Source organism: Pseudorhizobium halotolerans, from assembly GCF_902153235.2.
GTDB lineage: Bacteria > Pseudomonadota > Alphaproteobacteria > Rhizobiales > Rhizobiaceae > Neorhizobium > Neorhizobium flavum.
On sequence record NZ_CABFWE030000001.1, the window covers coordinates 419,350 to 445,028 of the forward strand.

Sequence of the window (25,679 nt, forward strand, 5' to 3'; positions counted from 1 at the left end):
CCGAGGCCCCGGAAGGTCAGGCCATCCTGGCAACAACAGTCACGGCAGGATTCGAACAGGCACAGCCTTCGACGCCGGTGTCTGGGACAGCCTCTCATGGAGTGAGAGAGGGATGAGCGGGTTGAGTTCCGGATAGTAGCCTGCGACGCAACCGTCGGGCAGCTGGAAAGGCAGGACCTTCAAGCCTTCCACCTTGCGCTCCCGACCATCCTCGATATCCGTCTGCAGCCCAACCAACTGGCCCTCTTGAAGACCGAGCTTTTCCATCTCCTTCGGGTTGATCAGCAAGACATTGCGCGTCCCTTCGATGCCCCTCAGGCGGTCGCTGTAGCCGTAGATGGTCGTGTTGAACTGGTCGTTGCTGCGAAGCGTCATCAGGCGATAGCGGCCCTCCCGGTCCTCGAAGCCTGCCGCAGAAAGTGCTTCCGGTACCGTAAACTCGGCCTTGCCGCTCTCCGTCTTCCAGATCCGCTCCCGCGCGCTGTTTCCCCGGTAGAAACCTCCCGGCGTGAACAGGCGCTTGTTGAAGTCGTGGAACTTGTCCGGGTAGGTCTCCTCGATCAGATCGCGGACCTTTCCGTAGTCGCCCTGCCATTCGTCCCACTTCACCTTCGGGTTTGGGGGAAGTGTGGCCTTCGCCATGCCGGCCACGATGGCGAGTTCTGACAACAGATGCTCGCTCGCCGGCTTGTGCTTGCCGACGGAGCCGTGGATGCAGCTCAAGCTGTCTTCCATGGAGACTGTCTGCGGCCCTGCCTCCTGCATGTCCTCCTCGCTGCGTCCGAGGCAGGGGAGGAGATAGGCGACTTCGCCATTGATTAGGTGGCTGCGGTTGAGCTTGGTGGCGATCTGCACCGTCAGGCGCATCTTCGTCCAGGCTGCCTCCATGACGTCATGATCGGGGATTGCACGCACGAAATTGCCGCCCAGGCTGACGAAGCCGCGGATGCTGCCATCGACAATTCCTTCACAAGCCTCGACCGTGTTCACACCCTTCTCGCGCGGCGGCTCGAAGTCGAACATCTCCGCAAGCTTGTCGAGCGGAACCAACTCTGGCTTTTCAGAGATGCCGACCGTCCGCTGCCCCTGGACATTGGAGTGGCCCCGGACGGGGGAGATGCCGGTGCCGTCCCGGCCGATATTGCCCTTCAGCAAGAGGAGGTTCACGAGCATGGCGATACTCTCGAAGCCGCCGACCTGCTGTGTCAGTCCCATGCCGTAAATGCCGATGACCCGTTCTGCATCCACGTAGACTTGCCCGGCGGCCTCGAGAGCTGCCCGCTCAAGCCCCGATTCCCGCTCGATCTTGTCCCAGCTGGTTGCGCGTACCTTCTCCTCGAACGCATGGAACCCGCTGGTGTGCTGCTCGACGAAATCCCGGTCGATCACGTTGCGGCCCTGCTGCTTGGCTTCGTCATCCATGGCGAACACGTGCTTGCACATGCCCATGACTGCCGCGATGTCGCCGCCGGTCTTGACCTGATGATACTGACAGGAAATCTGCGTCTCCTTGCCCGTCAGCATTTCCGTCGGGCTCTGCGGGTTGATCATCGTCTCCAGCCCTTTTTCGCGGACCGGGTTGAAGGTGACAATCTTGCAGCCGCGCTTGACCGCTGCCTGCAGCGGGTGAAGGAAGCGGGGGCTGTTGGAGCCGGTGTTCTGACCGAAGAAGAAGATCGCGTCGCAGGTCGAGAAGTCATCGTAGACGGAGGTGCCGACGGAGGCTCCAATGACCTTCTTCAGGCCGACCGACGTGGTTTCATGGCACATGTTGGAGCTGTCGGGCAGGTTGTTGTGGCCGTAGAGCCGCGCGAAAAGCGCATAGAGATAAGAGGTCTCGAGGCTTGCTCGGCCGGACGCGTAGAAGACCACGGACTTCGGATCGAGCGCCTTCAGCTCCTGACCGATGGCGGAAAAGGCCTCCTCCCACGCACAGGGGACATAGCGGTCACTGTCGTGATCGTAGCGCATCGGATGGGTGAGACGGCCTTCCTGTTCGAGGTCGTGGTCCTTCCAGCCGCGTAACTCCGTAACTGTATGCTTGGCGAAGAACTCCGGCGTGCAACGGCGGGTCGTCAGCTCCCAGAGCGTCGCCTTGGCGCCGTTCTCGCAGAACTCGAAGGGGTGATGATCGGCCGGCTTCGTCCAGGCGCAGGAGACACACATGAAGCCTCCTGGTTTGTTCTGGCGACGCAGCGTATCGGCAACCGCCGGCGAGTTCAGCTCCTTGGCGAAGATGCGAGCGATCCCTCGCACCGAACCCCAGCCTCCAGCCGGGCCATCATAATGTACGGTCTCGTTCTTCGACATTGGCGTCCCCAGGTGAACAGATGGAACAGAATCCACCCCGCCGACCAGTGTCGACAGGCTGAGGGGGCAACCCGAAGAAGAGCCCAAGGTTCCGCATGTCGGCGGACTGGCGCCGGGGATGCAGGTCAGACATTCGTGATCAACGGATCTGGAAGAAAGGATGCTCGCTCGGAGCAAGGCGGTTCATGGTCCGGCGGCAACTCGAGGAGATAATCCTCGCGCTGTCACGCCGGTGTCGCTGCCCGCCCTACTCCCAGGTGCTGCGCCATGACCTCATCATCGTCGAGCAGTTCGGCGCTCGTTCCGGAATAGACCACCGCGCCACGGTCCAGGATGATGGCGTCATCGGTCAGGGGCAGGATCTTGCGTGCCTTCTGTTCGATGATGATGGCCGACATCCCTTCTCCCTCGACGATCTGGCGAAGTGCGGCAAGAAGCTCGTCGACGATGATCGGGGCAAGTCCTTCGAGAGGCTCGTCCAGCAGGAGAAGCCGGGGATTGACCATGAGCGCGCGGGCCACGGCGAGCATCTGCTGCTCACCCCCGGACAGCTGGCTGCCGAGGTTCCGGCGCCGCTCTTCCAGGCGGGGAAACATGGAAAAGACGCGCGGCAGCGTCCAGGGGCCGGACCGCGCAATGGCGGTCAGGTTTTCTTCCACCGTGAGCGATTTGAAGATGTTGCGCTCCTGCGGGACCCAGCCGATTCCTGCCGCCACGCGGCGATCGGCGCGAAGGCGGGTGATGTCGCGCTCCAACAGCTTGATGCTACCCGAGTGGTGAGTGGTCAAACCGGCGATGGTGTCCACCAGGGTCGTCTTTCCGGTACCGTTCCTGCCGAGCAAGGCCAGCGTCCGGCCTTCGTCTATCGTCAGACTGATCCCGGCGAGGACGCTCGCTTCGCCGTAGCCGGCGACGAGGCGATCGATGACGAGCAGCGGCCGGTTCATGCATTCTCTCCGAGGTAGACCGCCTTCACCCGGGTGTCGCTGGAGATGTCTGCTACTGAACCTTCGGCAAAGACCGCTCCTGCGACAAGGACGGTAATCCGGCTCGCAAAGGAAAAGACGAGGTCCATGTCGTGCTCGATCAGCAGGACGGTCACGTCGCCCGGCAGGTCCGAGACGATCCTCAGCACTTCGTGACGCTCGTCTTCGGGAACGCCGGCAGCAGGCTCGTCGAGCAGAAGCACCTTCGGCTTCGACGCGAATGCCAGAGCGATCTCGAGAAGCCGCTGTTTGCCGTAAGGAAGCGTCGCCGTCCGGCTGCCCATGACGGCATCGAGGCCGAACCGTCCGAGCAGTTCCGCCGCCTCGTCGACTGCCGGCCTGTAGCTCGCAATCCCGCGAAAGAGATTGCCTCCGACACCGTCCCGCTCGCTGATCGCCAGCGCCACCGTCTCCAGCGGGGTGTAATCGACAAACAGCTGGTTGATCTGGAATGTACGCGTCAATCCCTTCTTCACCCGCTGATGAGCAGGCAGATCGGTGATGTCTTCCCCTCCCAGCAGAACCTGGCCTCCGGTCGGCTTGAGTACCCCCGTCAGCAGGTTGATAAGAGTGGTCTTGCCCGCGCCGTTCGGCCCGATCAGCGCGTGGCGGGCACCCTGTTCCACCTGTAGGTTCACATCATTAGTGACCACGAATGCCCCGAACCGGCATTTCAATCCCCTGGTTTCCAGTGCGATGGTCATGGCTTCATGCCTTTCAGCCGCGATAGCCGCTCCGGAAGGAAGCCGATCCAGTTGGACAGCCGATTGCGTCCTACAAGAACCAGGATGATCAGCAACAGCCCGATCCAGAACATCCAGTATTGCGGCGTGACCACGGACAGCCAGTCCCGCAGAAGCGTGAAGGCGATTGCGCCGAAAATGCCGCCGTATAGATAGCCGGTGCCACCGATGACCAATACGAGAAGGACATCGGCAGACCGGTGGAATGCCAGCACATCTGGCGAGACGAAGGAGGTCGTCTGCGTCAGGAGAGCACCGGCGAAGCCGGCCATGATCGCGGCGATCGTGTAGACGAGGATTATGCGGCGGCGGGCGGGAACGCCGACCATAGCCGCACGGACCGGGTTTGCCTTGATCGCCTTGAGGGACAGGCCGAAGGGTGAGAACGCAATCCGCCGCGCGATCATGGTCGAGACGAACAGCACCACCAGGCAGTAGATGTAGCCGTTACGGCCCCAAAGATCGAATTCGAACATGCCGAGGATAGGCCCCAGGCTGAAGCCGCTGAGCCCATCCGCACCGCCTGTCAGCCAGCCGAGTTGGTTTGCAGCCTCCGCCAACATCAGGGCGATGCCGAGCGTCGTCATCAACCGGGTGAGGTCGGAGCCGCGCAGGATGAGGAAACTTGTTGCATAACCCAGCAGCCCGCTAGAAAGCCCCGCTACCACCAAACCTACGACCGGCTCCGCGTAGTAATGACGCGCAACGAGACCCGCGACATAAGCTCCTACGCCGAAGAACGCCGTGTGGCCGAGGGAGACGATTCCGGCAAAGCCCAGTACAAGATCCAACGACACGGCGAATAGCGCCAGTATGGCGATTTCGGTCAGGATAAGCATCTTCGAAGGCAGCACGAAGATGGCGATGACCGCCGCAAGCCAGACGACCACCTCATAGAAGCGGATGCGGCTGCGCTGGCGCATCAAGGATTGCGCCTGCTCCGAACCGAACACCGGTTCCGGCATCGGCTTGGAATGCTGTTCTGCCAGCATGCTCATCGCGCACCGCCCCGAGCAAACAATCCGCTCGGTCTTACGATCAGCATGATGATCATCAGGCCGTAGATCACGAAGGGCCCGATTGCCGGGACGTAATACTTGCCAGCCACGTCGGCGATACCGAGCAGGATGGCAGCAAGAAACGGCCCACTGACCGTGGAGGTGCCGCCAACGGCAACGACGATCAGGAAGTAGATCATGAACTTGAGGGGAAAATTCGGGTCGAGACCAAGGATCTCCGCTCCCATGGCGCCGCCAAGCCCGGCAAGGCCGGAGCCGAAGGCGAAGGTGAGTGCGAACACCGCCGAGACATTGATGCCGAGGCCCATTGCCACACGACGATCATCCACGGCGGCACGAAGCCGGCTGCCGAACCGTGTCTTCGACAGGATCAGTTGAAGCGCGATCGCGAGGATCGCGCAGATAACGATGGTGAAGAGACGATAGCGGCCAATGCCGACGCCGAGCACTTCGGTCCGTCCCGAAAGCTCAGGCGGCAACTGTATCAGCTGTTGCTGTCCTCCCATGATGTAGTCGGCCGCGGCAACGGCCATGAAGACAAGTCCGACCGAGAAGAGAACTTGATCAAGGTGGCTCGCCGTATAGAGGCGCCGGTACAGCGTCCGCTCCAGGATTGCTCCCAAAGCGGCACTGACGAGAAAGGCCGCCGGCAGGCACCAATAGAACGACAGACCGTATCGGTTCATCATCACGACGGTCACATACCCACCGGTCATGGCAAAGGCGCCATGGGCAAGATTGATGAAATTCATCAATCCGAGCGTGATCGTCAGTCCGCAAGCGAGGATGAACAGGAGCATGCCATAGGCGATGCCGTCGAACAGGATGGTCAGCATTGGCCCTCACGCGATTGGAGGGGCCGGCAAGCCAGCCCCTCGCTGTAACTCATTGTGCCGAGTTCGGATCGCGGATCTTCTCGTACTTGGTGAACTCGACGTTGTAGAGTTCACCATCGACTTCCTTCACCTCGCGGATATAGATGTCCTGGACGATGTCGCGGGTCTGCGGGTCGATCATGATCGGGCCGCGCGGGCTGGTCCATTCGGCGCCCTTCATGGCTTCGATGAGTTTGTCGCCGTCCGTGTCGCCACCCGTCTTTTCCAGTGCCATGTAGGCGAGATGCATGGCGTCATAGCCGCCGACCGACATGAAGTTCGGGCGCATGTTGTTGTTCGACTTGCGGACCTCCTCCACGAAAGCCTTGTTTTCGGGGCTATCGTGGTTGGCGGAATAGAAGTGGCCGGTGATGACGCCCTTGGCCGCTTCACCGATTCCGTTCAGGAGGTCGTCATCGGTGACGTCGCCGGTGGCGATCAGCTTGATCCCCGCATCCGCCAGGCCGCGTTCGACAAACTGTTTCATGAACAGCGAACCGATGCCCGAAGGCACGAACACGAAGACGGCATCCGGCTTGGCATCCCGGACGCGCTGCAGGAACGGCGCGAAGTCGGGGTTCTGGAGCGGTACTCGAACGGACTCGACGATCTCGCCGCCTTCCTTCTTGTACTGGTCGACGAAGCCCTTCTCGATGTCGTGGCCGGGGCCGTAATCGGTGACGAGCGTGACGACGCGCTTCAGCCCGTTCTCAACGGCCCAAGTTGCCACTGGCAGTGCGGACTGCGGGCCGCCCATGCTGGTCCGGACGAAGTAGTCGGACTGCGTCATGATCGCCGAGGTCGTTGCGGATGTGATGATTGCCGGGATCTTCGCCTGGTTCAGGACAGGAGCCACGGACATGGCAAGCGGCGTCAGACCGAAGCCCATCAGCATACTCACGCCTTCATTGACCACGAGTTCCTGCGCGATCCGGCGCGTCTGGTCGGCAGTTCCGGCATCATCCCGCAGGACGACCTCCACTTTCTTGCCGCCGGCCGTATCGCCGTTGATGGCCATGTAAGCCTTCACACCGGCTTCAACCTGCCGCCCCGTCGAGGCGAAGGGACCGGTCATCGGCAGGACGAGGCCGATCTTGACGACCTCCTGCGCATAGGCCGGCAGCACGGCCATCGCGCCTAAAGCGACGCCGGCTGCGGCAACGAATGTTCTTCTCGTGATCATGCCTTCTCCTCCTCTGGATCATGCGCGCGCCGGTGCGGCTGCTGCGAGCGGTTCACCTGTGTATGTCATCTGCCATGCGCACTCCTCCTGCACAAGGCAATGCACGTCCTGCAACTGCGGTCGGTCAGGTTGCCAACCCTTCCTCGATTTCGCGGCGGGGCTGGATGTATACAAAAGGTGCTGTCAGGATTTTCGTCGGGCGAACAGGGGTCCGCCGTCATTCTGTCAGCTTTACCTCCCAGCCAGCTGCCATTTCGCCGTCCCCAGCAATGCCCGACCTCCCGGGCCGGATCTGTCAGGGAAGGATTCAAACGTAGTTTCTGTATACAGCTGCTGTCAATATGGAGCTGCATCAGGCATCGTTCATCTTAAAGTGTATACGGAGGCGTCAACGGCTCCAGCCGCCGTATGCCATCGGGGCAGGCAGCCTGGCAGCCTTCCCGCGAGAACAGGAGCCGGGTCCCAGGCAGGTCTGTTGGTTGCAAGTTCGATTTCCTTGACGGCAAGTCGTCGGCAGCGATTGGGCGGGGGATCAGTTGCGAGAGGTGTATAGGCCCGCGTAGGTATCTCTCAACACATTCTTCTGGACCTTGCCCATCGTGTTGCGCGGCAGCTCATCGACGAAGATGACCTGCTTTGGCTGCTTGTACCGCGCTAGCCGATCCCCGAGCCCGTCCAGAATATCCCGCTCGGTGATATTTGCATGAGGCTTCCGTACCACGATGGCCGTCACGCCCTCGCCGAAATCGGGATGAGCCACGCCGATGACCGCGCTCTCAAGCACCCCGTCCAACTGGTCGATCTCGGTTTCGACCTCCTTGGGATAGATGTTGTATCCGCCGGAGATGACGAGATCCTTCCCCCGACCGACGATGTGGACATAGCCTTTCGCGTCGATCCTGCCGAGGTCACCAGTGATGAAGAATCCGTCGCTGCGAAATTCCGCTGCTGTCTTCTCCGGCATCCGCCAGTAGCCCTGGAAAACATTCGGGCCCTTCACCTCGATCATCCCCGTATCGCCGTCAGGAAGGATCCTGCCCGTTTCCGGGTCAGTGATCCGCAGCTCGACGCCAGGGAGCGGGAAGCCAACCGTCCCCGCGATCCGCTCGCCTTCGTAAGGATTGGAGGTATTCATGTTCGTCTCGGTCATGCCGTAGCGCTCGAGGATGGCATGGCCGGTGCGCTCGAAAAAGCTTCGGTGGGTCTCCGCAAGAAGTGGCGCCGAGCCGGAAATGAAAAGACGCATTCCGGCCGTCGCCTCCTTTGTCAGGCCCTCGTGCTGCAGGATGCGGACATAAAAGGTCGGCACGCCCATCATCACGGTGGCCCGCTGCATGCGCCGCAGCACCTCGTCGGGGTCGAACTTCGGCAGGAAATCCATGGAGGCGCCCGAAAGGAGAACGACGTTCGACGCCACGAAGAGCCCATGAGTGTGAAAGATGGGCAGCGCATGGATCAGGCGGTCGGATGAGGTGAAGCGCCAATAGTCGCAGAGGGTTCGTGCATTCGACAGGAGATTGTCATGGGTAAGCATGGCGCCTTTGGAGCGGCCGGTCGTCCCGGACGTGTAAAGGATCGCAGCCAGATCATCCGGTCCCCTTTCGGAATCGCTGAACGCACTGCTTTCCGCCTTGGCGCGTTCCATCAGCGTTCCATTCCCCTTGTCATCCAGCGTCTCGACCAGCGCTCCATGCGCGTCGGCGACCTTCGCCATGCCTTCCCGTGTCCGTGGATCGCACACGACGAGTCGCGGCTCCGCATCGCCGACGAAGTAATCGATCTCAGCCAGTGTATATGCCGTATTGAGCGGAAGGTAGATCGCTCCCGCGCGGACGCACGCGAGATAGAGCATCAGTGCCTGCGGGCTCTTCTCCACCTGAACGGCCACCCGATCTCCCGGGCGCACGCCGAGCTTGTCGAGGGCGGACGCAATACGGCCTGACTCCTCGAGCATGTCTCCATAGCTCCACGTCCGACCATCGAGCGCTTCCAGGAAGAGGGCATCGGGATCAGCGGCTGACCGGATGGCGTCGAAGAGGTGATTGGTCATGATGCGGACTCCGTCGGGGCCTTGTGCTGTTTTTCATGCTCGTGCGGGTTGGAAGAAGCCCCCGGGGCTGGAAGGAGGCCGCGGGATCCGCGATCAGCGGGGATCATCCGCCGTATCGCAGGCGTCGTGACGACCTCGCCTCTGGCTGCGAACGCCTCGTGGTTGGTCTCGATCTCGTCGAGCTTGTAGAGATAGTTCACCATGAGGCCGCGGGCTTGGCGCATGGCGCGTGGGGACCGGTCCGCCAGATAATTGATGCGCTCCAGTCTGGCGCCGTTGCCGAGGTGGAAGCGGGCAACAGGATCAACGACTCTTCCCTGGGGATCACGGGCACGCAGGAAGTAAGAGGCCGCGGCAGTGGTGAGTGCCGCCTCCAGGACATCTGCCCCCTGCTCTCGCTCTTCCCATCCGGGCTCCTCCGTCTGGCGGAGAACCTCCCGGGCGGCATCCGGCAGCGCGTCGGACACTTCATTGCGAAGCTCTCCGGAGAGCCATCTCGCAAAGCCCGGAACGGGTGAAAGCGTGACGAAGGTCTGGAGCCTGGGATGATCCCGCCTCAGGTCCTCCACGACCTGCTTGATTAGGAAGTTGCCGAAGGACACGCCGCGAAGGCCCGCCTGGCAGTTGGAGATTGAATAGAACACTGCAGTCGTCGCCTCTCCAGCGGGAAGAACCGTGCGATCCTCGCGCAGAAGCGAATCGATGCTTGAGGGTATGTCGCGGGTCAGGGCGACCTCGACGAAGATCAGCGGATCGTCCGAAAGTTGCGGGTGGAAGAAGGCGAAGCAGCGGCGATCTTCCGGCTCCAGCCGCCGTCGCAGCTCATCCCAACCGCCAATGTCGTGGACCGCTTCGTAACGGATGATCTTTTCCAGGACATTGGCCGGCGTCGACCAGTCGATTGGCCGCAAGAGCAGGAAGCCGCGATTGAACCAGGAGCCGAAGAGATGGGCGAAATCCGCATCGACAGCCGCGAGCTCCGGAGCAAGATCCTTGAGCTTGAGGAGGGCTTCACGCATCTGCACGAGTGTCCGGATACCGTTTGGTGCGAGGTTCAGCCGGCGGATCAGTTCCTGCCTGCGGGGCTCGGCAGCAAGATGGAGTTCGAGCAGGGCCTCCGGTCCCTGGTCTCTTCGGTACTCCTCGATTGCCCGTTCCAGCCTCCCTAGGTCGGGGCCAAAATCCTGCAGCAGCAGCAGCATGAATGCGCGCTGCTCTTCCTGCGAAAATCCCTGCCAGCGTCGCAGGATGTTCTGCGCCAGTGCCATGCCGGAGGCTTCTCCCCGGCTCGACAAAAGCGTCTCGCAAAGGCTTGTCGTGCCCGTCACCGGGTTCTCGTCATCGCGGGGGGCGAGCGACAGGAAGCGCCGCCCCCTGTCGGCAATCGTCTGCAGCATGTCGGCGAACTGGAATGTTCCGGTCATTCCACCACTCCAAGCATCTGGTTGGGAAGCCAAGTCGCGATATCGGGGAAGAGGCACAGGATGAGGATGGCGAGGAACATCACGAGGACATAGGGGAGCGACCCCCACAGGATGTCCCTGGTCGGCACTGTCGGCGCAATTGCGTTGATGACGAACAGGTTCAGCCCGATCGGCGGGGTAATCAGCCCTACTTCCATGTTGATAGTCAGGACGATGGCGAACCAGTAAGGGTCAAAGCCGGCCTGGGTGACGATCGGAAACAGCATGGGCGCGGTCATGACGATGACCGCCACCGGCGGCAGGAACATGCCGCACACGAGCAGGAAGACGTTGATGATCGCCATCAGCACCCAGCGGTTGACCTCCATGTCCGCAATCACCGTCGCGATCGTCTGGGTGATGAAAAGCGACGAGAGCGCAAAGGCGAAGAGCTCGGCGGCTGCCATGATCATCATGATCATGACGCTCTCCCGCATGGCCGAGGCGAAGATGCCGCTTACGGCGCGGATTCGGAAGAGCCGGTAGGCGATGATCACCACGAGGAGAGTAAGAAGCGCGCCCGCACCCGCGGCTTCCGATGGCGTAGCGATGCCCCCGTAGAGCACATAGAGCGTGCCCGCGATGATCAGCAGGAACGGCAGGATGCGCGGCATCGCCGACAGCCGCTCCTTCAGGGTGTAGCGGACCGAGCGGGCTGCGAATTCGTAGCCCTTGCGCTTGCAGTCGATGATGGCCCAGACCATGAACATCGCCGTCAGCATGATCCCGGGAATCACGCCGGCCATGAACAGCCGCCCGATCGAGGTCTCCGTGGCGATGCCATAGACGATCAGGGTGACGGACGGCGGAATGAGGATCCCGAGCGTGCCGCCCGCAGCGATCGATCCGGTAGCGACGGAATTCGGATAGCCCCGCCGCAGCATTTCCGGGATGCCCATTTTCCCGATCGCGGCGCAGGTTGCCGGCGAGGATCCCGTCATTCCGGAAAAGATCGCGCAGGAGCCGATGTTCGACAGGACGAGGCCTCCGGGAATCCGGTTCAGCCAGCGGTCCAGCGAGGTGTAGAGATCAGACCCGGCTGGCGAGGAGGCCACGGCTGCACCCATGAGGACGAACATGGGAATCGAAACATAGGCAAGGTTGGCGATCCCGGAAAACATCGTGTCCCCGAGAATGTAGAAGATATTGAAACCGTCCTGCAGGAAGAGCGCCACGAAGGCGGCAAGGCCAAGCGCAAAGGCGATAGGCATGCCTGTCGCGAGAAGAACGAACAGCAATGCGATGATCAGGAGACCGGCACCGGTAGCGCTCATGGAAGGTGTCCCTTCTCGTTGGCTCCAGCGCTTGTGGCCGGAAGGGGAAGTTCAGGACTGGGTATGCTGCTTGTGTCGACCGGCTGCTCAGCCAATCCCAGCAGGATCAGGATGTTGGCGGTGTATTGAAGGCAAAGCAGGAAGAAGCCCACTGGGAGAGCAGACAACGGTATCCAGAGCGGTGGAGCCCATACGCTGGAGTGCTTCCAATTGCCGGTCCAAGCCTCCTCGAATTGCACCCAGGTCGCCGCCAGCATGACGATGCAGAAGACGAGGCCCAACATGGCTCCCAGGATCCGCAGCCTCTTGCGGTTTTGCTGGCCGAGCAGCAGCTCGACGACGTCGACACCGACATGACCGCCCTTGAGGAGCACGTAAGGAGCACCCAGAAATATGGCGGCGGTCGCGGAGAAGACGACGAAGTCCGTCTGCCAGATGGTCGGCAGGCGAAAGACGTATCGCATGAGGATCATCTGGCAGACGACCAGCATGGCGATAACGATCAACGCGGTGGCGATCACCGCGAACAGGCGGGACACCCTGCCCACCCAAAGGATATAGGAGTTCAGCATCGAAAGAATTCCAGTGGAGACGGACGGCGCGCCATTGCGCGCCGTCTCTTGCTCATTCGACTGCGAGCGCCTTCTCGATCAGCTTGTCGCCTCCAGAAACCTTCTCCGCAAAATTCTTGTAGGAAGACTCCTTGGCGAGGGCGAGCCAGGCGTCATAGTCTTCCTTCGACATCTCAACCACTTCCACACCCGCCTTCTTGTAGGTGTCGATCATAAGATGGTCGCCCTTGCGGACCTCGGCATCGAAGAAGGCTTCCGATTTCTCGCCTGCAGCGACAATGGCCTTCTGTTGTTCCTCGTTCAGCCCCTCAAAGACCTTCTTGGACATCAGGACCGGTTCATACATGAACCAGAGCGCGTTCTCCCCGGGGGCGGTGAGGCACTTGGCATGCTCGAAGAGCCGGTAGGAGACGAAGCTAGCCGAAGATGTGTTGGCGGCGTCGAGAACCCCTGTCTGCATTCCGCTATAAATCTCGGATGAAGGCATTGAGGAAATTGACGCCCCCGCGGCAACCAGCATTTCCTCGAACGCCGGGCCGGCGGCGCGGATGACCTGCCCCTTGACCGTCTCCGGCGAGGTAATGCAGTTCTTCTTTGAGGCAAATGCGCCCGACAGCCAGGCATCGGCGATCACCATGGCGCCGGCATCCTCGATCACCTTCTTGATATCAGTCATGAACTCGGAATCGTTCAGCCGCTTGGCGCGGTCGAAATTGCCGACGAGTCCGGGCATCAAGGTCGCCGAGAACTCCGGATGCCGCCCCGACGCATAGTCCAGAGGGAAGGACGTCATGTCGAGAATCCCGCGCGTCACGGCGTTCCACTGATCGTTCGGCTTGTAGAGCGACGATCCGGGATAGACCTGGATTTCCAGCCCAACGTTTGCGGCAGCCACTTCGCGGGCGATGATCTGGACCATCTCGTCGCGGATGTCTCCCTTGCCGCCGGGGAACTGGTGCGATGCCTTCAGGACAGTCTGTGCCGATGCGGTCGATGCGACCAAGCCGCCGATCAGCACTGCAGCTGAGAACCTCAGCGCTCTGGTGAACCTAATCATTTCATTCCTCCCTTCGCCTCGACCCTCCTGTCGAAGCCCGATGATGATGGAATCAGCTTGCGCACAATGTCAACTATTTTGTATACAAGAATGGTGATCGTGCATGAGGTGGGACGTGAGTGCCAATACGCATCAGAAGCTGAGGGATGAAATCGAGAACTGCATCCTGACGGGGGAATTTCATCCCGGGGAACGTCTTGACGAGGTCCAGTTGGCTGGTCGGTTCAACGTTTCGCGGACACCTATTCGCGAGGCGCTTCTACAGCTAAGTGCGATCGGCCTCGTGGAGATCCGCCCGCGGCGCGGCGCCATCGTCGTCGATCCGGGACCGGAGCGGGTGTTCGAGATGTTCGAGGTTATGGCCGAGCTGGAAGCCATGGCCGGTGCTCTTGCGGCTCGTCGACATCAGGAGCAGGACCGGTCCGCAATCCTGGAGGCGCTTGAACGCTGCCAGGAAGCGGCAGAAAGCGACGAGACCGATCGGTATTATTACGAGAACGAGGTCTTCCACCGGGCCATCTACGCGGCCAGTCACAGCGGCTTCCTTGAGGAGCAATGCACAAGCCTGCATAGGCGCCTGCGACCCTACCGCCGCCTGCAGTTGAGGGTGCGCAACCGGATGACCGTGTCGCTTGCCGAACACAGGGAGATCGTTGAAGCCGTCTTGGCAGGGGACGCAGATGCTGCCCGCATGAGCCTGCGCCAGCATGTTGCGGTGCAGGGCGACAGGTTCGGGGACCTGGTCTCCGGACTTCAGAAGATGGAGCGTAGGCGGGCCTGATCGAACCCACTCAATGGATCCGGTCCCATCGAAGCACCGGCGCGCCCTCGGAAGGAGGCGTCGCCCGGAATGCCATGGGGCTCCGGGCGCCGGATTGCTTTACTCGGCGGAGTCCGCGGACTCGGCATTGAGGAGGCCATAGCGCTCCTCGCCGATCTTTCCAAGCAGATCAAGCTGGGTCTCGAGGAAGTCGATATGACCTTCCTCGTCGGCCAGCAGTTCTTCGAAGAGTTTCATGGAGACATAGTCTCCGGCGGCGTGACAGACATCGCGGGACGCCTTGTAAGCGGTGCGAGCGTCGTATTCGCCGGCAAGATCTGCCTCGAGCACTTCCTTGACGTTCTGGCCGATGCGCAAGGGAGCGACCGTCTGGAGATTGGGGTGGCCTTCGAGGAAGATGATCCGATCGATCAGCTTGTCGGCGTGATGCATCTCCTCGATGGATTCTTCCCGCTCTTTTTTGGCAAGCTTGGTGTAGCCCCAGTCCGATAGAAGACGGTAGTGGAGCCAGTACTGGTTGACGGCGCCGAGTTCGAGGAACAATGCCTCGTTAAGCCGCTCTATGACGCTGCTGTCGCCTTTCAATGTCCGCTCTCCTGTTTTCTTCGTGGAACTGTTTCAGGCGGGACATATAATCGATTACCTCAGCCGTCGTCGAGTGCCGCTCGGCGTGATAATCCTCGGTGGTCTTGATGATGATGTCGACGACGTTGGGGAAGCAGCCACAGCAACGACCGCGCTTGCCCATGGCATGATAGACTTTCGCGGGAACGATCAGCTGCCAGCAGTCCTCATTGAGAAGCTCGACGATGACTTCGCGGATTTCCTTGTCGGTGATGTAATTGCAGCTGCAGACTAGCATTCTCGGTCGACCCGTCAAACATGACCAGTAACGTCCGCTTTTTGCGAAACAGGATGGCTTCTGTCAAGATAGAATCATCCGCCTATTAGCGTTCGCTTGCGCTCGCGACCCGACTGCGCCGACTTGCCACGCCTCCTGCGACCACCCCGGTTAGTGGAAGTTGCGTCCCTTTGGCATGACATCCTGTGGGCGTGGCTCCTCGGAGAAAAGGCTGCCCCCCTTTCCTTTCGTGATATCGCGTCCGTCCCGCTCAGGTCCCCTTGGTTTGCGATAGCTGCCGCAGCCTGAACCCAATGTCTCGTCCGAGCCCGGGCGAGGCCCGCCGAACCGCCGCACCTCCTTCTGGAGCAGACCGAGCATATGCGTGATATCCTCGATATGCTCCACGACCGTATGAATGACACCCTGGGCGCTCTGCAGCCGGCCACGGATCTTCACCATGCGCGCGCCCATCACCACGGGGCGATATTGCTCGAACACCTTCGGCCAAACGATGGCGTTGGCCACCCCTGTTTCGTCTTCCAGCGTCATGAAGATCACGCCTTGCGCCGATCCCGGGCGCTGGCGCACCAGGACCAGCCCGGCAATGATGACCTTCCGCCCGTTCGGCACCGAAAGAAGGTCCACGCTGCGGCTGACACCCATCCGGACGAAATCCTCGCGAAGGAAGGACGTTGGATGGGCCTTCAGGGAAAGCGCCAGATGGCGGTAGTCTTCGATAACCTCTTCTCCCGGCAGCATGTCGGGCAGCTTTGCAGCCGGCTCCACCTGGAGTTCTCCCTGCTTCACCTGATCGAACAATGGCAGCTTGTCGGCAGCCTTCCGAGCATCGAGGCCGCGCACCTGCCAAAGCGCGGCGCGGCGCGAAAGGCCGATGGAGCCGAAAGCATCGGCATCCGCAAGCCGCTCGAGATCCGCCTTGTCGAGGCCGGAGCGTAGCCACAGATCGCGAACGGAAGCATAGCCGCTGCCGCGGTTCTCGAGCAGCCGGTCGCGAATGGACCGCTCCGACAGGCCCTTGATCTGGCGAAACCCCAGTCTCACAGCCTTGCGGGTGCGGATCACCCGGCGCATCTCGCTATGCCTCGGGTCGATATCCTGCGGCCGGAACGGCGCCTCCTCCAGGCTGCTGTCCCAGTCGGACAGATTGACGTCCACCGGCCGGACCTCAACTCCATGTTCCCTAGCATCGCGGACGAGTTGGGCCGGCGCATAAAACCCCATGGGCTGGGAGTTCAGAAGGGCCGCACAAAAGACATCCGGATAATAGGTCTTGATCCATGAGGAGGCGTAGACCAGCAGCGCAAAGGATGCGGCATGGCTTTCCGGAAAGCCGTATTCGGCAAAGCCTTCGATCTGGCTGAAGCAGCGCTCGGCAAATTCCCGGCTATAACCGTTTCCGGTCATTCCGGACACCAGGGCCCTCTTGAACTCCACCACCCGGCCCGATCGCTTGAAGGTCGCCATGGACCGGCGCAGCTTGTCGGCTTCCGATGGCTTGAACCCTGCCGCAGTGATCGCAATCTGCATCACCTGCTCCTGGAAGAGCGGAACGCCGAGCGTCCGCTCCAGAACCGCCCTGAGCTCCGGCTTCTCGTAATGGATCTCCTCGCCCTTGAGCGCCTTCTCACGGCGCTTCAGATAGGGATGCACCATGTTCCCCTGGATCGGTCCAGGCCGGACGATCGCCACTTCAATGACGAGATCATAGAAACGCCGTGGCCTTAGCCGCGGCAGCATGCTCATCTGTGCCCGGCTCTCGATCTGGAAGACGCCGATCGTGTCGGCGCGGCAGATCATGTCGAAGACATTCGGGTCGTCGCCCTTGGTCAGCAAGCTCGCCAGCGTTTCCTCCCGCCCGTAATGATCCCGCAGGAGCGCCAGGCCTCTCCTCAGGCAGCTCAGCATCCCGAGCGCCAGGACGTCGATCTTGAGCAGCTTCAGGGTATCGAGATCATCCTTGTCCCATTCGATCATGTAGCGACCGGGCATGGCGGTCTTCATGATCGGGACCACCTCGTCGAGCCTGTCGCGCGTGATCAGGAAGCCTCCGACATGCTGGGTCAGGTGACGGGGAAAACCCATCAGCTCCCTGGCATGGGCAATGACCTTTTGGGTAGTGGGATGGGCAAGGTCGAGGCCGGCCACCTTTGCTTCCCGCTCCGAAAGCCCTTCTTCAGACCAGCCCCAGACGGTGCTTGCGAGCGCCGCCTGCAGGTCCTCGGAAAGACCGAAGGCCTTGGCCACTTCCCGCCCCGCCATGCGGGTGCGGTAGCTTGTGACCGCTGCCGTCAGCCCTGCATGGCGGAAGCCGTAATGCTCATAGATATACTGAATGATCTCCTCGCGCCGCTCGTGCTCGAAATCGACATCGATATCCGGCGGCTCGTTTCTCTCGGTCGAAATGAAGCGCTCGAACAGGAGCGTGCTGTGAAGGGGATCGACCTCGGTAATTCCAAGGCAGTAGCAGACGGCGGAATTGGCCGCCGAGCCCCTGCCCTGGCAGAGGATGTTCAGCTTGTGGCGGGCATGCCAGACGATGTGGCGCACGGTCAGAAAATAGGGCTCGTACTGCATCTCCTTGATGAGATCGAGCTCGTAGCGGATGAGATCGGCTACCTTATCCGGGACCTCCTGGGAGTACCGCTCCCCGGCTCCCTCCCAGGTCAGGCGTTCCAGCGTTTCCGCCATGGTTTCGCCCGGCACGCTCTCATCCGGGTAGTTGTGCTGCAACTCGTCCAGGGAAAACTGTAGGCGGCTAAAGAATTTTTCCGTATTGGCCACAGCCTCGGGATAATCGTCGAAAAGGCGCGCCATCTCCCGTCCCGTCTTCAGGTGCCGCTCACCGTTCGGCGCCAGTCGGAAACCGGCTTCGGCAATGGCTACATGTTCACGGATTGCAGTCACCACGTCGGACAGGGAACGCCTTTCCGGCAGATGGAAAAGCGGCTGGTTGCTGGCCAGAAGCGGGACGCGGTGCGGGGCGGCGACGGCCGCAAAGGTGGCGAAGACACACCTGTCCTGCCCGTCATAGCTGGGAGACAGCGTCAGATAGACGGCCTTGCCGAACGTCTGGCGAAGCAGCTTCAGGACCCCCCCGAGCTTTTGCAGATAGACATGATCGGAGGCGCAGGCGGGATCAGGTATCACCGCCAGCATCATCTCGTGCCCCCATTCCACGAGATCCCATTCCTCCAGGATGCAGTTTCCCTTTTCCGTGCGGAGGTTGCCGCGGCTGAGGAGGCGGCAGAGATTGCCCCATCCCTTCCGGCTCACCGGATAGGCCAGGACGTCAGGCGTCGCATCGGAGAAAACGAGCCGCGCGCCGGGCTGCATGCGGCAAGGAGACGGAACCTCCTTGTCGTCGTCAGGCCCTTCCTTTCCTCGCTGATGCCGTTCGGCAAGATCCCTGACATGGCTGTGGGCACGCACCACCCCGGCCACCGAATTCCGGTCGGCAATACCAAGCCCCCCCAGCCCGAGCAGGGACGCTGCCAGCACCATCTCCTCCGGCTTCGATGCTCCTTCCAGGAAGGAAAAATTGGTCCGGGCACCGAGCTCGAAGAAAGCGGGGTCCGCCATCACGCGAATATCCCATGCATGTGCCATGTGGGGCGATAATCGGAACTGTAATGGCCCTGGCGATAGACCCAGAACCGGTGTCCGGATGCGACTTCCAGTTTGAAGTAGTCGCGCTCCTGCCCCGCTTCCTGGTCCAGCCACCATTCCGGCGAGATGCGCTCCGGCCCCTCCGCTCGCGCAACATCGTGAAGAACGCGGCGCCAGCGGAAGCGGCTCGGCGGTCCGTCCGGAACGATTGCGGCAAAAGCCTCCACGGGCTCCGGTCTTGAAAGCAGCCGCAGTGGCCTTTCCCGTCCCGTCGTGACAGCTGGGTTCTGCCTCCCCTCATTTCCCGCATCATGACCAAGAGCGGGGTACGCGAAAACGGCGCGCTCGGGGATATGGCTTTCCCGGAACTGGAATGCCTGGAGCACGTCGTCCCCCAGCCTGGCCGATACCCGGTCGATCAGATCTGCCAGGGGCGCTTCTCCAGACGCTTTTCCCAAAAGATTGTCCTGGCTCGCCTCGTAAGAATCATGCTGAAGGACGTTGAGCCGCAGAAGCTCGAAGCCAAAGCCTGCATCCAGCTCGTCATGAACGGATTTCAGTCTCTCCGCGAACAGTCTGGCAATCCTCTGCGGATTCCGCAGAGGGCGGGATGCGCCGGCGACGATGCGGAACACGCGGCCATCCACCCGAAAGAGTACCAGTTCGAAGACCCGTCCTCCCGCCCCGCGCGCCTCCAGACTGGAGCAGAGCGACTGGGCAATCCGTGAAGCCAGTTCCAGTATGTCCTCTTCCGCCTGAATCGCTTCCGCCAGCTTACGCTCGACCGACAGGAAAGCGACCGGACGCCGGGGGGAGATGGGCTCCTCCTCATGCCCGAGCGCCTGGTCGAGGCGAAGCAGGACTTGGCTGCCGAACCGGCGGGCCAGTGGCGCCCGTGGCATCGAGATGAGATCTCCCACCCGCTTCAATCCGAGCTTGTTCAATGCGGCTATGGTGTCGGCCTCGATGCGCAGGCAGGCAACGGACAGCGCCTCAAGCACTTCCTGCGCCGCACTATCAGCAATCACCCCGCCGGCCCCGAAACGGGATGCAGCCCAGGAGAGGCCTGGGGATCCCGAAATCGCTCCCTGGACCTTGAATCCCATCTGGAAGAGGCGCAGCAGGATATCGTCGAGCAGAACCTGCTCCCCGCCGAACAGATGCGCGCAACCGGTGATGTCCAGGAACAGGCCGTCACTCCCGTCAAGGGCCACCAGCGGCGTATAGCGATCGCACCAGTCGGCAATTGCCTCCAGGAGTGCCCTGTCGGCGGCGGGATCTTCCTCGGCGACATCGATTGCCGGATGTATGGCTCGCGCCTCGGCAAGACCCTGACCTTCCCGCAAGCCCAGTTCCACCGCCAGTTCGTCCAGTGCCGTGAGGCGCACCCCATTGTCGCGCCGGCCCGAACAGAGCAGGGGAGGATGGTCAGGACGCCCGGCCAAACGCCACGAGCCGCCCCAGCGCCGGCGTGCCATCCGGTCCGTCGGCAGATGCGGGAAGACTAATGCCAGAATGCGTTGGCCCGCTGATGGAAAGGCGAGACGACTCTGGTGGCTGGGCGAGGGAGAATAGGCGGTCACGGGAATTCCACTCCAGGGTAAAAGAGAGCGGAGCCGGGTTGCGGCTCTTCTCAAGCGTCAGACGGAAGACTGGAAAGCCGATGCTGCCGCCAAGCATGGCTCCATTGAGAAGGACTCGCTCCGAAGCGGGTCCCGGTTCGGCACGGAATCGGAAGACGGCGCTGCTCGCCTCTTCCTCGCCCGCATGCCGCAAGAGCAAGATCGGCCGCCTCGCCGCCTTTGCCCGCAAGCTGAGCCTCCGGCTCTCGGACAGGCCGAATGCAGAAGGATTGCCTCTGATTTCGAGAATGGTCGCGGCCAGCGCACCGCTCGCTACTGCAGTTTCCGCCAGCCACAACGCCTCCTCCAGCTTTCGAGGTGTGGCCTGGAGGAAGTGCTTTATCTTGAGACCATATTGCGCAAGCCCCACCGGATAGGGCAGTCCCGCCTCGCCATTGGAGAACCTGTCGCTGATCCACAAAAGGGCAGAGGCTTCAGCCTGCCGCTGGATAAGAGTCGCCAGCGCCAGAACAAAACCACTGCCTGCTCCGGCATTGCGCATGGCAGATGTGCGGATCTCCGTTACGCCATCTAGGGGCAAGCCACCATCCAGTGCTGCATCCATGTCTGGAAGGCCGATCGCAAGCCGATGGGGAAATCTGATATGGTTGGTTTTCTGTTCACCCCGCGCCTGCTCCTCGCTTATCAGCGTGGGAGCCTTGCTTTCCAGTTTGGCAATCGTCTTACGCAGGGCAAAAAGTCTCTCCTGCGCCGTGGCATGCTTGGCCATGGCGTCAGCTCCATTCGATATGTTCACTTTATGTTCTAATGGATTCCAGAGCTCTCCTGAAGAGTCAACAGCCATTTTAAGGGAAGAGCCGGCTTCCTCAGGAGCTCTATGAATCCTCTCGAAAATTTCCGGAAATAGATTATATGAGCTCCAACAAGGAGCATCTATGGCCCGTATAGACCAAACCGACGATTGGCGGGATCGCCACGCGCCGACCCTCAGCGCTTTTGAATCGTTGGCCATCGAAGCCTATGGCAACCTGCCGGAAGAATTTCGGGCGTTGACGACCAATCTGACCATCGAGATCGAGGATTTCCCGGATGACGAGATCTTCGAGGACATGGCGCTGGAAACGCCCTTCGACCTGCTCGGCCTCTTCGAAGGGCGCGGCATTTCCGAGCGCTTTTCCATGGAGACCGGCGAGCTGCCGAACCGCATCCGGCTCTATCGCCGTCCGATCCTGGATTACTGGGCCGAGAACGAGGAAACGCTGGGCGATATCATCACCCATGTGCTGATCCACGAGATCGGTCACCATTTCGGTCTGAGCGACGACGATATGGAGCGGATCGAGGCGAGCGCCGAAGAGGCGACGGATCGCTGATCCGCCCCTCTTCTTGAACCAACTCTACTGCTCGCCGAGCTTCATGTCCGGATGATAGTCCTTCCCTTCGACAGTCTTCGTGACTGCCTGCCCGCAATACATCCTGTTTTCGGCGGCATTGAAGCTGTGGCTGGGTGATCCATGCAGTTCCCAGCCCTTGTTTAAGGCATCGGTCACACGGTGGCAGAAGGAGGCGTCGTCGGGTCCTGTCAGGAAGCGGTAGAGTTTCATGCCTTGGTCTTTCTTTCAGAAATCAATCGAGCTTTGGCCATGAGCCGTTCCGCCTGTTCCAGGTGAAGCCGCTCGACCATTTTCCCGTTCATGTTGATGACGTTGAGGCCCTCCGCGGCCGGATCGGCAAAGGCGTTGATGATTGCTTCGGCCTCCGTGAGCTCCTCATCCCACGGTCCGAACGCACGGTTGGCAACCTCTATCTGGGCGGGATGGATCAGCATCTTGCCATCGAAACCCATGGCACGGCCTTGCGCGCATTCGACCGTTAATTCTCCGGTGTCGCGGAAATCGTTGAAGACGCTGTCGATCACATCCAGGCCGTGGGCCCGAGCCGCCAGCACCACCTGCATCATCCACGGCACCAAATAGGCTCGCCCAGACTGGGACAAAACGGCTGTTTCCTTGCGCAGGTCGTTGAGGCCAAGCACGAGACAGTCCAGCCGCGCATCGGCCGCGGCGATGGCCGCCGCGTTCAGCACGCCCCCTGCCGTTTCCATCATCGCCCAAAGCCTTACGCCCGGCGAGGATGCAGCAAGAAGATCCGCAGCCTTACGGATATCCTGCGGCCCCTCCACCTTGGGAAGAAGCAGCGCATCTGGCTTGAGCTCAAGGATCAGGTCTAGATCCACTATCCAAAAATCGGAGCCTGGGGCATTGATGCGGATTATGGTCTCCCGCCCCTCAAGTGGCGCCTCCCGAAAATGGCGGCGCAGATTTTCCCGCGCTTCCGCCTTCTTCTCCGGGAAGACCGAATCCTCCAGATCGAAGATCACCCCGTCGCAGCTGAGGTCATGAACCTTGTCGAGAGCCCGCTGGTTGATGGCAGGGACACTCAGGAGGGAACGTCTCGGCGGCGAATGCTTCGGGGAAGTGCTCATCGCGATTTTGTGACAAGCTTTTGCATGCGCCGCAATACGCCAGTCATCGAAAAGCCTTGCAAGCCTGATGCTGAAGGACCACATTTCCTGGAGAGAAAGGTTTGGACCATGCAAAACATCCGTTCATTCGTCCTTTTTACCAGCGGTGTCGCCCTCTTTGCGCTGGCTGCGCTGTTGACGGCTTCGCTCACAGTGGCCTTCGCGGGTATTCTCGGCGTGCTGGCAGCTGGACGTCTCCTGTCGAGCCGTCTGAAGCCGATCCCGGTGAAAACGAGAGCCCGCAACGATGACATGCGGATCTGGAACGACGGTCGCGGCACGATCATCGATCTCTGAACCTTCCATCTCCATCGACGCGAGCGCCTGATTTTCGGGCGCCTGCCGTACCGCGCAAAGCCAAACGGTTCTTCAAATCCGCCTGGATTTGCGTTAAGGGCTTCCGCAGATAATCCGTGCGGAGGCAGATCATGGAAAAGTTTACCAAGCTCACCGGCGTCGCAGCGCCGCTTCCGGTCGTCAATGTCGACACGGACATGATCATCCCGAAAGATTACCTGAAGACGATCAAGCGCACGGGCCTCGGCAAGGGACTTTTCGCGGAAGCCCGCTACAAGGAAGACGGGTCGGAAAATCCGGATTTCGTGCTGAACAAGCCCGCCTACCGCAACGCCAAGATCCTCGTGGCTGGCGACAATTTCGGCTGCGGCTCCTCCCGCGAGCACGCGCCTTGGGCACTCCTTGATTTCGGCATCCGCTGCGTCATCTCCACGAGCTTTGCCGACATCTTCTACAACAACTGCTTCAAGAACGGCATTCTGCCGATCGTCGTCAGCCAGGACGATCTCGACAAGCTGATGGACGATGCTTCGCGCGGTTCGAATGCCGTTCTGACCGTCGATCTCGAGGCTCAGGAGATAACCGGCCCCGATGGCGGCTCCATCCGCTTCGACATCGACCCTGCACGGCGTCATATCCTTCTTGAAGGCCTGGACGATATCGCCAGCACGTTGAAGAACGAATCCGTCATCGGCAGCTTCGAGCAGAAGGTCAGCGCCGAGCGGCCCTGGCTCTGATCGGACCCGCCACCGATGGTCAAGCGCATCTCGTCCGGTTCTCCTTTTGAGGCCCGCATCGGCTATTCCCGTGCCATCGTGGATGGCGACATGGTCTACGTCTCCGGTACCACCGGTTACGATTATTCGCGGATGGTAATGCCCGAGGATGTGGTCGATCAGACCCGCAATGCTCTGGCGACCATCGACAAGGCCTTGAGGGACGCGGGAAGCGGGCTGAATGACATAGTCCGCGTTCGCTACTACATCACTGACATGGCTGATTACGACAAAATCGTCGAGGTCCTGGGCCAGGCGTTCGCAGAGGTGCGACCGGCTGCCACGATGATCGTATGCGGGCTGACAACTCCGGAGATGAAGGTCGAGATCGAGGTAACGGCACGCATCGGCGCCGGTACATCCTGACAAAACTTGGCGGCCTTCTCCTCTCGGCAGGCTCGGAGGAGGTCTCGTAGCACGATGGTCGTGCGGAGGTGAGCCCGCCACCGAGAGGAATAACGAATGACGAAGTCTCTCTTCCTGCTTCCCGGCGACGGCATCGGCCCGGAGGCCATGGGCGAGGTCCGCAAGATCATCGCCTACATGAATTCCGAGCAGGGTGCAGGCTTCGAAACCGATGAAGGCCTTGTCGGCGGATGCGCCTATGACGCCCACGGCTCTGCGATATCGGAAGGGGACATGGCCAAGGCGATGAACGCCGACGCCGTTTTGTTCGGTGCCGTCGGCGGCCCGAAGTGGGACGAGGTCCCTTACGAGGTCCGTCCTGAAGCCGGTCTTCTGCGCCTGCGCAAGGATCTCGAGCTCTTCGCCAACCTTCGCCCGGCAATCTGCTATCCGGCACTGGCCAACGCCTCCTCGCTCAAGCCCGAGCTTGTCGAAGGCCTCGACATCCTGATCGTCCGCGAACTGACCGGCGGCGTCTATTTCGGCGAGCCGAAGGAAATCATCGATCTCGGCAACGGCCAGAAGCGCGGCATCGACACTCAGGTCTACGATACCTACGAGATCGAACGGATCGCAAGCGTCGCCTTCGAACTCGCGCGCACCCGCAAGAACCGTGTCTGCTCCATGGAAAAGCGCAACGTCATGAAATCCGGCGTGCTCTGGAACCAGGTGGTGACGGAAACGCACAAGCGCGCCTTCTCCGATGTCGAACTCGAGCACATGCTGGCGGACGCCGGCGGCATGCAGCTGGTCCGTGCACCGAAGCAGTTTGACGTCATCGTCACCGACAACCTCTTCGGCGACATGCTGTCCGACGTGGCCGCCATGCTCACCGGCTCGCTTGGCATGCTGCCCTCCGCCTCCCTTGGTGCTCCCGACGCCAAGACCGGCAAGCGCAAGGCCCTCTACGAACCTGTCCATGGCTCCGCACCTGACATTGCCGGCAAGGGCATCGCCAACCCGATCGCCATGATCGCCTCCTTCGCCATGTGCCTGCGCTATTCCTTCAACATGGTCGCGGAAGCGGACAGGCTGGAGAAGGCGATTGCCAATGTCCTCGACCAGGGCATCCGCACCGGCGACATCATGGCCGACGGTTGCCGACAGGTCGGGACGTCCGAGATGGGCGATGCCATCCTCAAGGAATTCTCTGCCCTTTCTGCCTGAAAAGATCTCAGTGGCGCTTCAAACGGAGCGCCACTGATTTGAGGACTCCGGCTTCCGACACAGGCACGGCCTCAACAGCGGTCGGCGCTTGACTCCACATCAGAATCTTCTAAACACCACGTCGAACGGGAAAGCATCCTATG

Annotated in this window: 24 protein-coding genes; 6 read left to right on the plus strand and 18 right to left on the minus strand. The window is 61.1% G+C overall.

Translation table 11 applies throughout. The features are described from left to right. Positions 1-39: 39 nt before the first annotated feature. The 11 genes from FN060_RS01980 to FN060_RS02030 form a co-directional block, all read right to left on the minus strand. Positions 40-2,310 (minus strand): FdhF/YdeP family oxidoreductase, encoded by a 2,271-nt coding sequence (locus FN060_RS01980; protein ID WP_142586649.1) that lies wholly within the window; start codon positions 2,308-2,310, stop codon positions 40-42. Positions 2,311-2,534: 224 nt separating this feature from the next. Next, positions 2,535-3,257, minus strand: a complete 723-nt coding sequence (locus tag FN060_RS01985) for an ABC transporter ATP-binding protein (RefSeq protein ID WP_142586650.1) — start codon at positions 3,255-3,257, stop codon at positions 2,535-2,537. Continuing rightward, positions 3,254-4,000 (minus strand): ABC transporter ATP-binding protein, encoded by a 747-nt coding sequence (locus FN060_RS01990; protein WP_142586651.1) that lies wholly within the window; start codon positions 3,998-4,000, stop codon positions 3,254-3,256. Before FN060_RS01990 ends, FN060_RS01985 begins: the two co-directional genes overlap by 4 nt. Then, on the minus strand, positions 3,997-4,962 hold the full coding sequence (locus FN060_RS01995) for a branched-chain amino acid ABC transporter permease (protein WP_244665674.1): 966 nt from the start codon (positions 4,960-4,962) through the stop codon (positions 3,997-3,999). Before FN060_RS01995 ends, FN060_RS01990 begins: the two co-directional genes overlap by 4 nt. Positions 4,963-5,033: 71 nt before the next feature. Further along, entirely contained in the window at positions 5,034-5,894 is an 861-nt protein-coding gene (locus FN060_RS02000; RefSeq protein WP_052640726.1) for a branched-chain amino acid ABC transporter permease, read from the minus strand. A 49-nt stretch (positions 5,895-5,943) separates the two neighbouring features. Then, complete coding sequence (locus tag FN060_RS02005; protein WP_142586652.1) at positions 5,944-7,116, minus strand: ABC transporter substrate-binding protein; 1,173 nt, start codon at positions 7,114-7,116, stop codon at positions 5,944-5,946. Between the two features lie 532 nt (positions 7,117-7,648). Then, the gene (locus FN060_RS02010; protein ID WP_142586653.1) at positions 7,649-9,166 is read right to left on the minus strand and encodes a malonate--CoA ligase; all 1,518 of its coding nucleotides are present in this window, start codon (positions 9,164-9,166) and stop codon (positions 7,649-7,651) included. Then, positions 9,163-10,590, minus strand: a complete 1,428-nt coding sequence (locus FN060_RS02015; protein WP_142586654.1) for a malonyl-CoA decarboxylase — start codon at positions 10,588-10,590, stop codon at positions 9,163-9,165. Before FN060_RS02015 ends, FN060_RS02010 begins: the two co-directional genes overlap by 4 nt. Continuing rightward, positions 10,587-11,903 (minus strand): TRAP transporter large permease, encoded by a 1,317-nt coding sequence (locus tag FN060_RS02020; protein ID WP_142586655.1) that lies wholly within the window; start codon positions 11,901-11,903, stop codon positions 10,587-10,589. Before FN060_RS02020 ends, FN060_RS02015 begins: the two co-directional genes overlap by 4 nt. Then, positions 11,900-12,475, minus strand: coding sequence for a TRAP transporter small permease subunit (locus FN060_RS02025; protein WP_142586656.1), 576 nt, complete (start codon positions 12,473-12,475; stop codon positions 11,900-11,902). Before FN060_RS02025 ends, FN060_RS02020 begins: the two co-directional genes overlap by 4 nt. Before the next feature lie 52 nt (positions 12,476-12,527). After that, complete coding sequence (locus FN060_RS02030; protein WP_142586657.1) at positions 12,528-13,532, minus strand: TRAP transporter substrate-binding protein; 1,005 nt, start codon at positions 13,530-13,532, stop codon at positions 12,528-12,530. A gap of 115 nt (positions 13,533-13,647) precedes the next feature. Here FN060_RS02030 and FN060_RS02035 point away from each other — a divergent pair, with 115 nt between their 5' ends. After that, entirely contained in the window at positions 13,648-14,313 is a 666-nt protein-coding gene (locus tag FN060_RS02035) for a GntR family transcriptional regulator (protein ID WP_244665662.1), read from the plus strand. A gap of 99 nt (positions 14,314-14,412) precedes the next feature. On the opposite strand, the gene bfr is transcribed toward FN060_RS02035, so the two are convergent. From bfr to FN060_RS02060, 5 genes are all read right to left on the minus strand, one after another. Next, entirely contained in the window at positions 14,413-14,898 is a 486-nt protein-coding gene (gene bfr, locus FN060_RS02040; protein ID WP_077548797.1) for a bacterioferritin, read from the minus strand. Beyond that, a complete protein-coding gene (locus FN060_RS02045; RefSeq protein WP_077548796.1) occupies positions 14,864-15,175 on the minus strand; it encodes a (2Fe-2S)-binding protein in 312 nt (103 codons plus the stop codon). The genes bfr and FN060_RS02045 overlap by 35 nt, the downstream gene beginning before the upstream one ends. 150 nt (positions 15,176-15,325) lie before the next feature. Continuing rightward, positions 15,326-18,760, minus strand: a complete 3,435-nt coding sequence (locus FN060_RS02050) for an error-prone DNA polymerase (protein WP_425312130.1) — start codon at positions 18,758-18,760, stop codon at positions 15,326-15,328. Continuing rightward, positions 18,757-20,172 carry a Y-family DNA polymerase gene (locus FN060_RS02055; protein ID WP_244665675.1) on the minus strand — a complete coding sequence of 472 codons (1,416 nt, stop codon included), beginning with the start codon at positions 20,170-20,172 and terminating at the stop codon, positions 18,757-18,759. Before FN060_RS02055 ends, FN060_RS02050 begins: the two co-directional genes overlap by 4 nt. Before the next feature lie 40 nt (positions 20,173-20,212). Beyond that, positions 20,213-21,136: an ImuA family protein gene (locus FN060_RS02060; RefSeq protein ID WP_142586661.1), complete on the minus strand. Its 924-nt coding sequence runs from the start codon at positions 21,134-21,136 to the stop codon at positions 20,213-20,215. 166 nt (positions 21,137-21,302) lie between these two features. Here FN060_RS02060 and FN060_RS02065 point away from each other — a divergent pair, with 166 nt between their 5' ends. Beyond that, positions 21,303-21,740 carry a metallopeptidase family protein gene (locus FN060_RS02065; RefSeq protein ID WP_052640745.1) on the plus strand — a complete coding sequence of 146 codons (438 nt, stop codon included), beginning with the start codon at positions 21,303-21,305 and terminating at the stop codon, positions 21,738-21,740. A 24-nt stretch (positions 21,741-21,764) separates the two neighbouring features. Here the strand turns inward: FN060_RS02065 and FN060_RS02070 are convergent, their stop codons facing one another. After that, a complete protein-coding gene (locus FN060_RS02070) occupies positions 21,765-21,971 on the minus strand; it encodes a DUF1737 domain-containing protein (protein ID WP_077548793.1) in 207 nt (68 codons plus the stop codon). Continuing rightward, complete coding sequence (locus tag FN060_RS02075) at positions 21,968-22,852, minus strand: HpcH/HpaI aldolase/citrate lyase family protein (protein ID WP_142586662.1); 885 nt, start codon at positions 22,850-22,852, stop codon at positions 21,968-21,970. Before FN060_RS02075 ends, FN060_RS02070 begins: the two co-directional genes overlap by 4 nt. A 108-nt stretch (positions 22,853-22,960) precedes the next feature. On the opposite strand from FN060_RS02075, the gene FN060_RS02080 reads away from it, so the two are divergent. The 4 genes from FN060_RS02080 (at position 22,961) to leuB (ending at position 25,536) form a co-directional block, all read left to right on the plus strand. Beyond that, positions 22,961-23,188 carry a hypothetical protein gene (locus FN060_RS02080; protein ID WP_142586663.1) on the plus strand — a complete coding sequence of 76 codons (228 nt, stop codon included), beginning with the start codon at positions 22,961-22,963 and terminating at the stop codon, positions 23,186-23,188. Positions 23,189-23,319: 131 nt separating this feature from the next. After that, the gene (leuD, locus tag FN060_RS02085) at positions 23,320-23,925 is read left to right on the plus strand and encodes a 3-isopropylmalate dehydratase small subunit (RefSeq protein ID WP_142586664.1); all 606 of its coding nucleotides are present in this window, start codon (positions 23,320-23,322) and stop codon (positions 23,923-23,925) included. 15 nt (positions 23,926-23,940) lie between these two features. Then, a complete protein-coding gene (locus FN060_RS02090) occupies positions 23,941-24,330 on the plus strand; it encodes a RidA family protein (RefSeq protein ID WP_142586665.1) in 390 nt (129 codons plus the stop codon). A gap of 96 nt (positions 24,331-24,426) precedes the next feature. Then, the gene (gene leuB / locus FN060_RS02095) at positions 24,427-25,536 is read left to right on the plus strand and encodes a 3-isopropylmalate dehydrogenase (RefSeq protein WP_142586666.1); all 1,110 of its coding nucleotides are present in this window, start codon (positions 24,427-24,429) and stop codon (positions 25,534-25,536) included. The last annotated feature ends 143 nt before the right edge of the window (positions 25,537-25,679 follow it).

What these genes read in the sequence shown, in the direction of transcription:
- FN060_RS01980 (WP_142586649.1), bottom strand. Translation starts at nt 2,310, where the DNA reads ATGTCGAAGAACGAGACCGTACATTATGATGGCCCGGCTGGAGGCTGG.
- FN060_RS01985 (WP_142586650.1), bottom strand. Translation starts at nt 3,257, where the DNA reads ATGAACCGGCCGCTGCTCGTCATCGATCGCCTCGTCGCCGGCTACGGC.
- FN060_RS01990 (WP_142586651.1), bottom strand. Translation starts at nt 4,000, where the DNA reads ATGACCATCGCACTGGAAACCAGGGGATTGAAATGCCGGTTCGGGGCA.
- FN060_RS01995 (WP_244665674.1), bottom strand. Translation starts at nt 4,962, where the DNA reads ATGCGCCAGCGCAGCCGCATCCGCTTCTATGAGGTGGTCGTCTGGCTT.
- FN060_RS02000 (WP_052640726.1), bottom strand. Translation starts at nt 5,894, where the DNA reads ATGCTGACCATCCTGTTCGACGGCATCGCCTATGGCATGCTCCTGTTC.
- FN060_RS02005 (WP_142586652.1), bottom strand. Translation starts at nt 7,116, where the DNA reads ATGATCACGAGAAGAACATTCGTTGCCGCAGCCGGCGTCGCTTTAGGC.
- FN060_RS02010 (WP_142586653.1), bottom strand. Translation starts at nt 9,166, where the DNA reads ATGACCAATCACCTCTTCGACGCCATCCGGTCAGCCGCTGATCCCGAT.
- FN060_RS02015 (WP_142586654.1), bottom strand. Translation starts at nt 10,590, where the DNA reads ATGACCGGAACATTCCAGTTCGCCGACATGCTGCAGACGATTGCCGAC.
- FN060_RS02020 (WP_142586655.1), bottom strand. Translation starts at nt 11,903, where the DNA reads ATGAGCGCTACCGGTGCCGGTCTCCTGATCATCGCATTGCTGTTCGTT.
- FN060_RS02025 (WP_142586656.1), bottom strand. Translation starts at nt 12,475, where the DNA reads ATGCTGAACTCCTATATCCTTTGGGTGGGCAGGGTGTCCCGCCTGTTC.
- FN060_RS02030 (WP_142586657.1), bottom strand. Translation starts at nt 13,532, where the DNA reads ATGATTAGGTTCACCAGAGCGCTGAGGTTCTCAGCTGCAGTGCTGATC.
- FN060_RS02045 (WP_077548796.1), bottom strand. Translation starts at nt 15,175, where the DNA reads ATGCTAGTCTGCAGCTGCAATTACATCACCGACAAGGAAATCCGCGAA.
- FN060_RS02060 (WP_142586661.1), bottom strand. Translation starts at nt 21,136, where the DNA reads ATGGCCAAGCATGCCACGGCGCAGGAGAGACTTTTTGCCCTGCGTAAG.
- FN060_RS02065 (WP_052640745.1), top strand. Translation starts at nt 21,303, where the DNA reads ATGGCCCGTATAGACCAAACCGACGATTGGCGGGATCGCCACGCGCCG.
- FN060_RS02070 (WP_077548793.1), bottom strand. Translation starts at nt 21,971, where the DNA reads ATGAAACTCTACCGCTTCCTGACAGGACCCGACGACGCCTCCTTCTGC.
- FN060_RS02075 (WP_142586662.1), bottom strand. Translation starts at nt 22,852, where the DNA reads ATGAGCACTTCCCCGAAGCATTCGCCGCCGAGACGTTCCCTCCTGAGT.
- FN060_RS02080 (WP_142586663.1), top strand. Translation starts at nt 22,961, where the DNA reads ATGCAAAACATCCGTTCATTCGTCCTTTTTACCAGCGGTGTCGCCCTC.
- leuD (WP_142586664.1), top strand. Translation starts at nt 23,320, where the DNA reads ATGGAAAAGTTTACCAAGCTCACCGGCGTCGCAGCGCCGCTTCCGGTC.
- FN060_RS02090 (WP_142586665.1), top strand. Translation starts at nt 23,941, where the DNA reads ATGGTCAAGCGCATCTCGTCCGGTTCTCCTTTTGAGGCCCGCATCGGC.
- leuB (WP_142586666.1), top strand. Translation starts at nt 24,427, where the DNA reads ATGACGAAGTCTCTCTTCCTGCTTCCCGGCGACGGCATCGGCCCGGAG.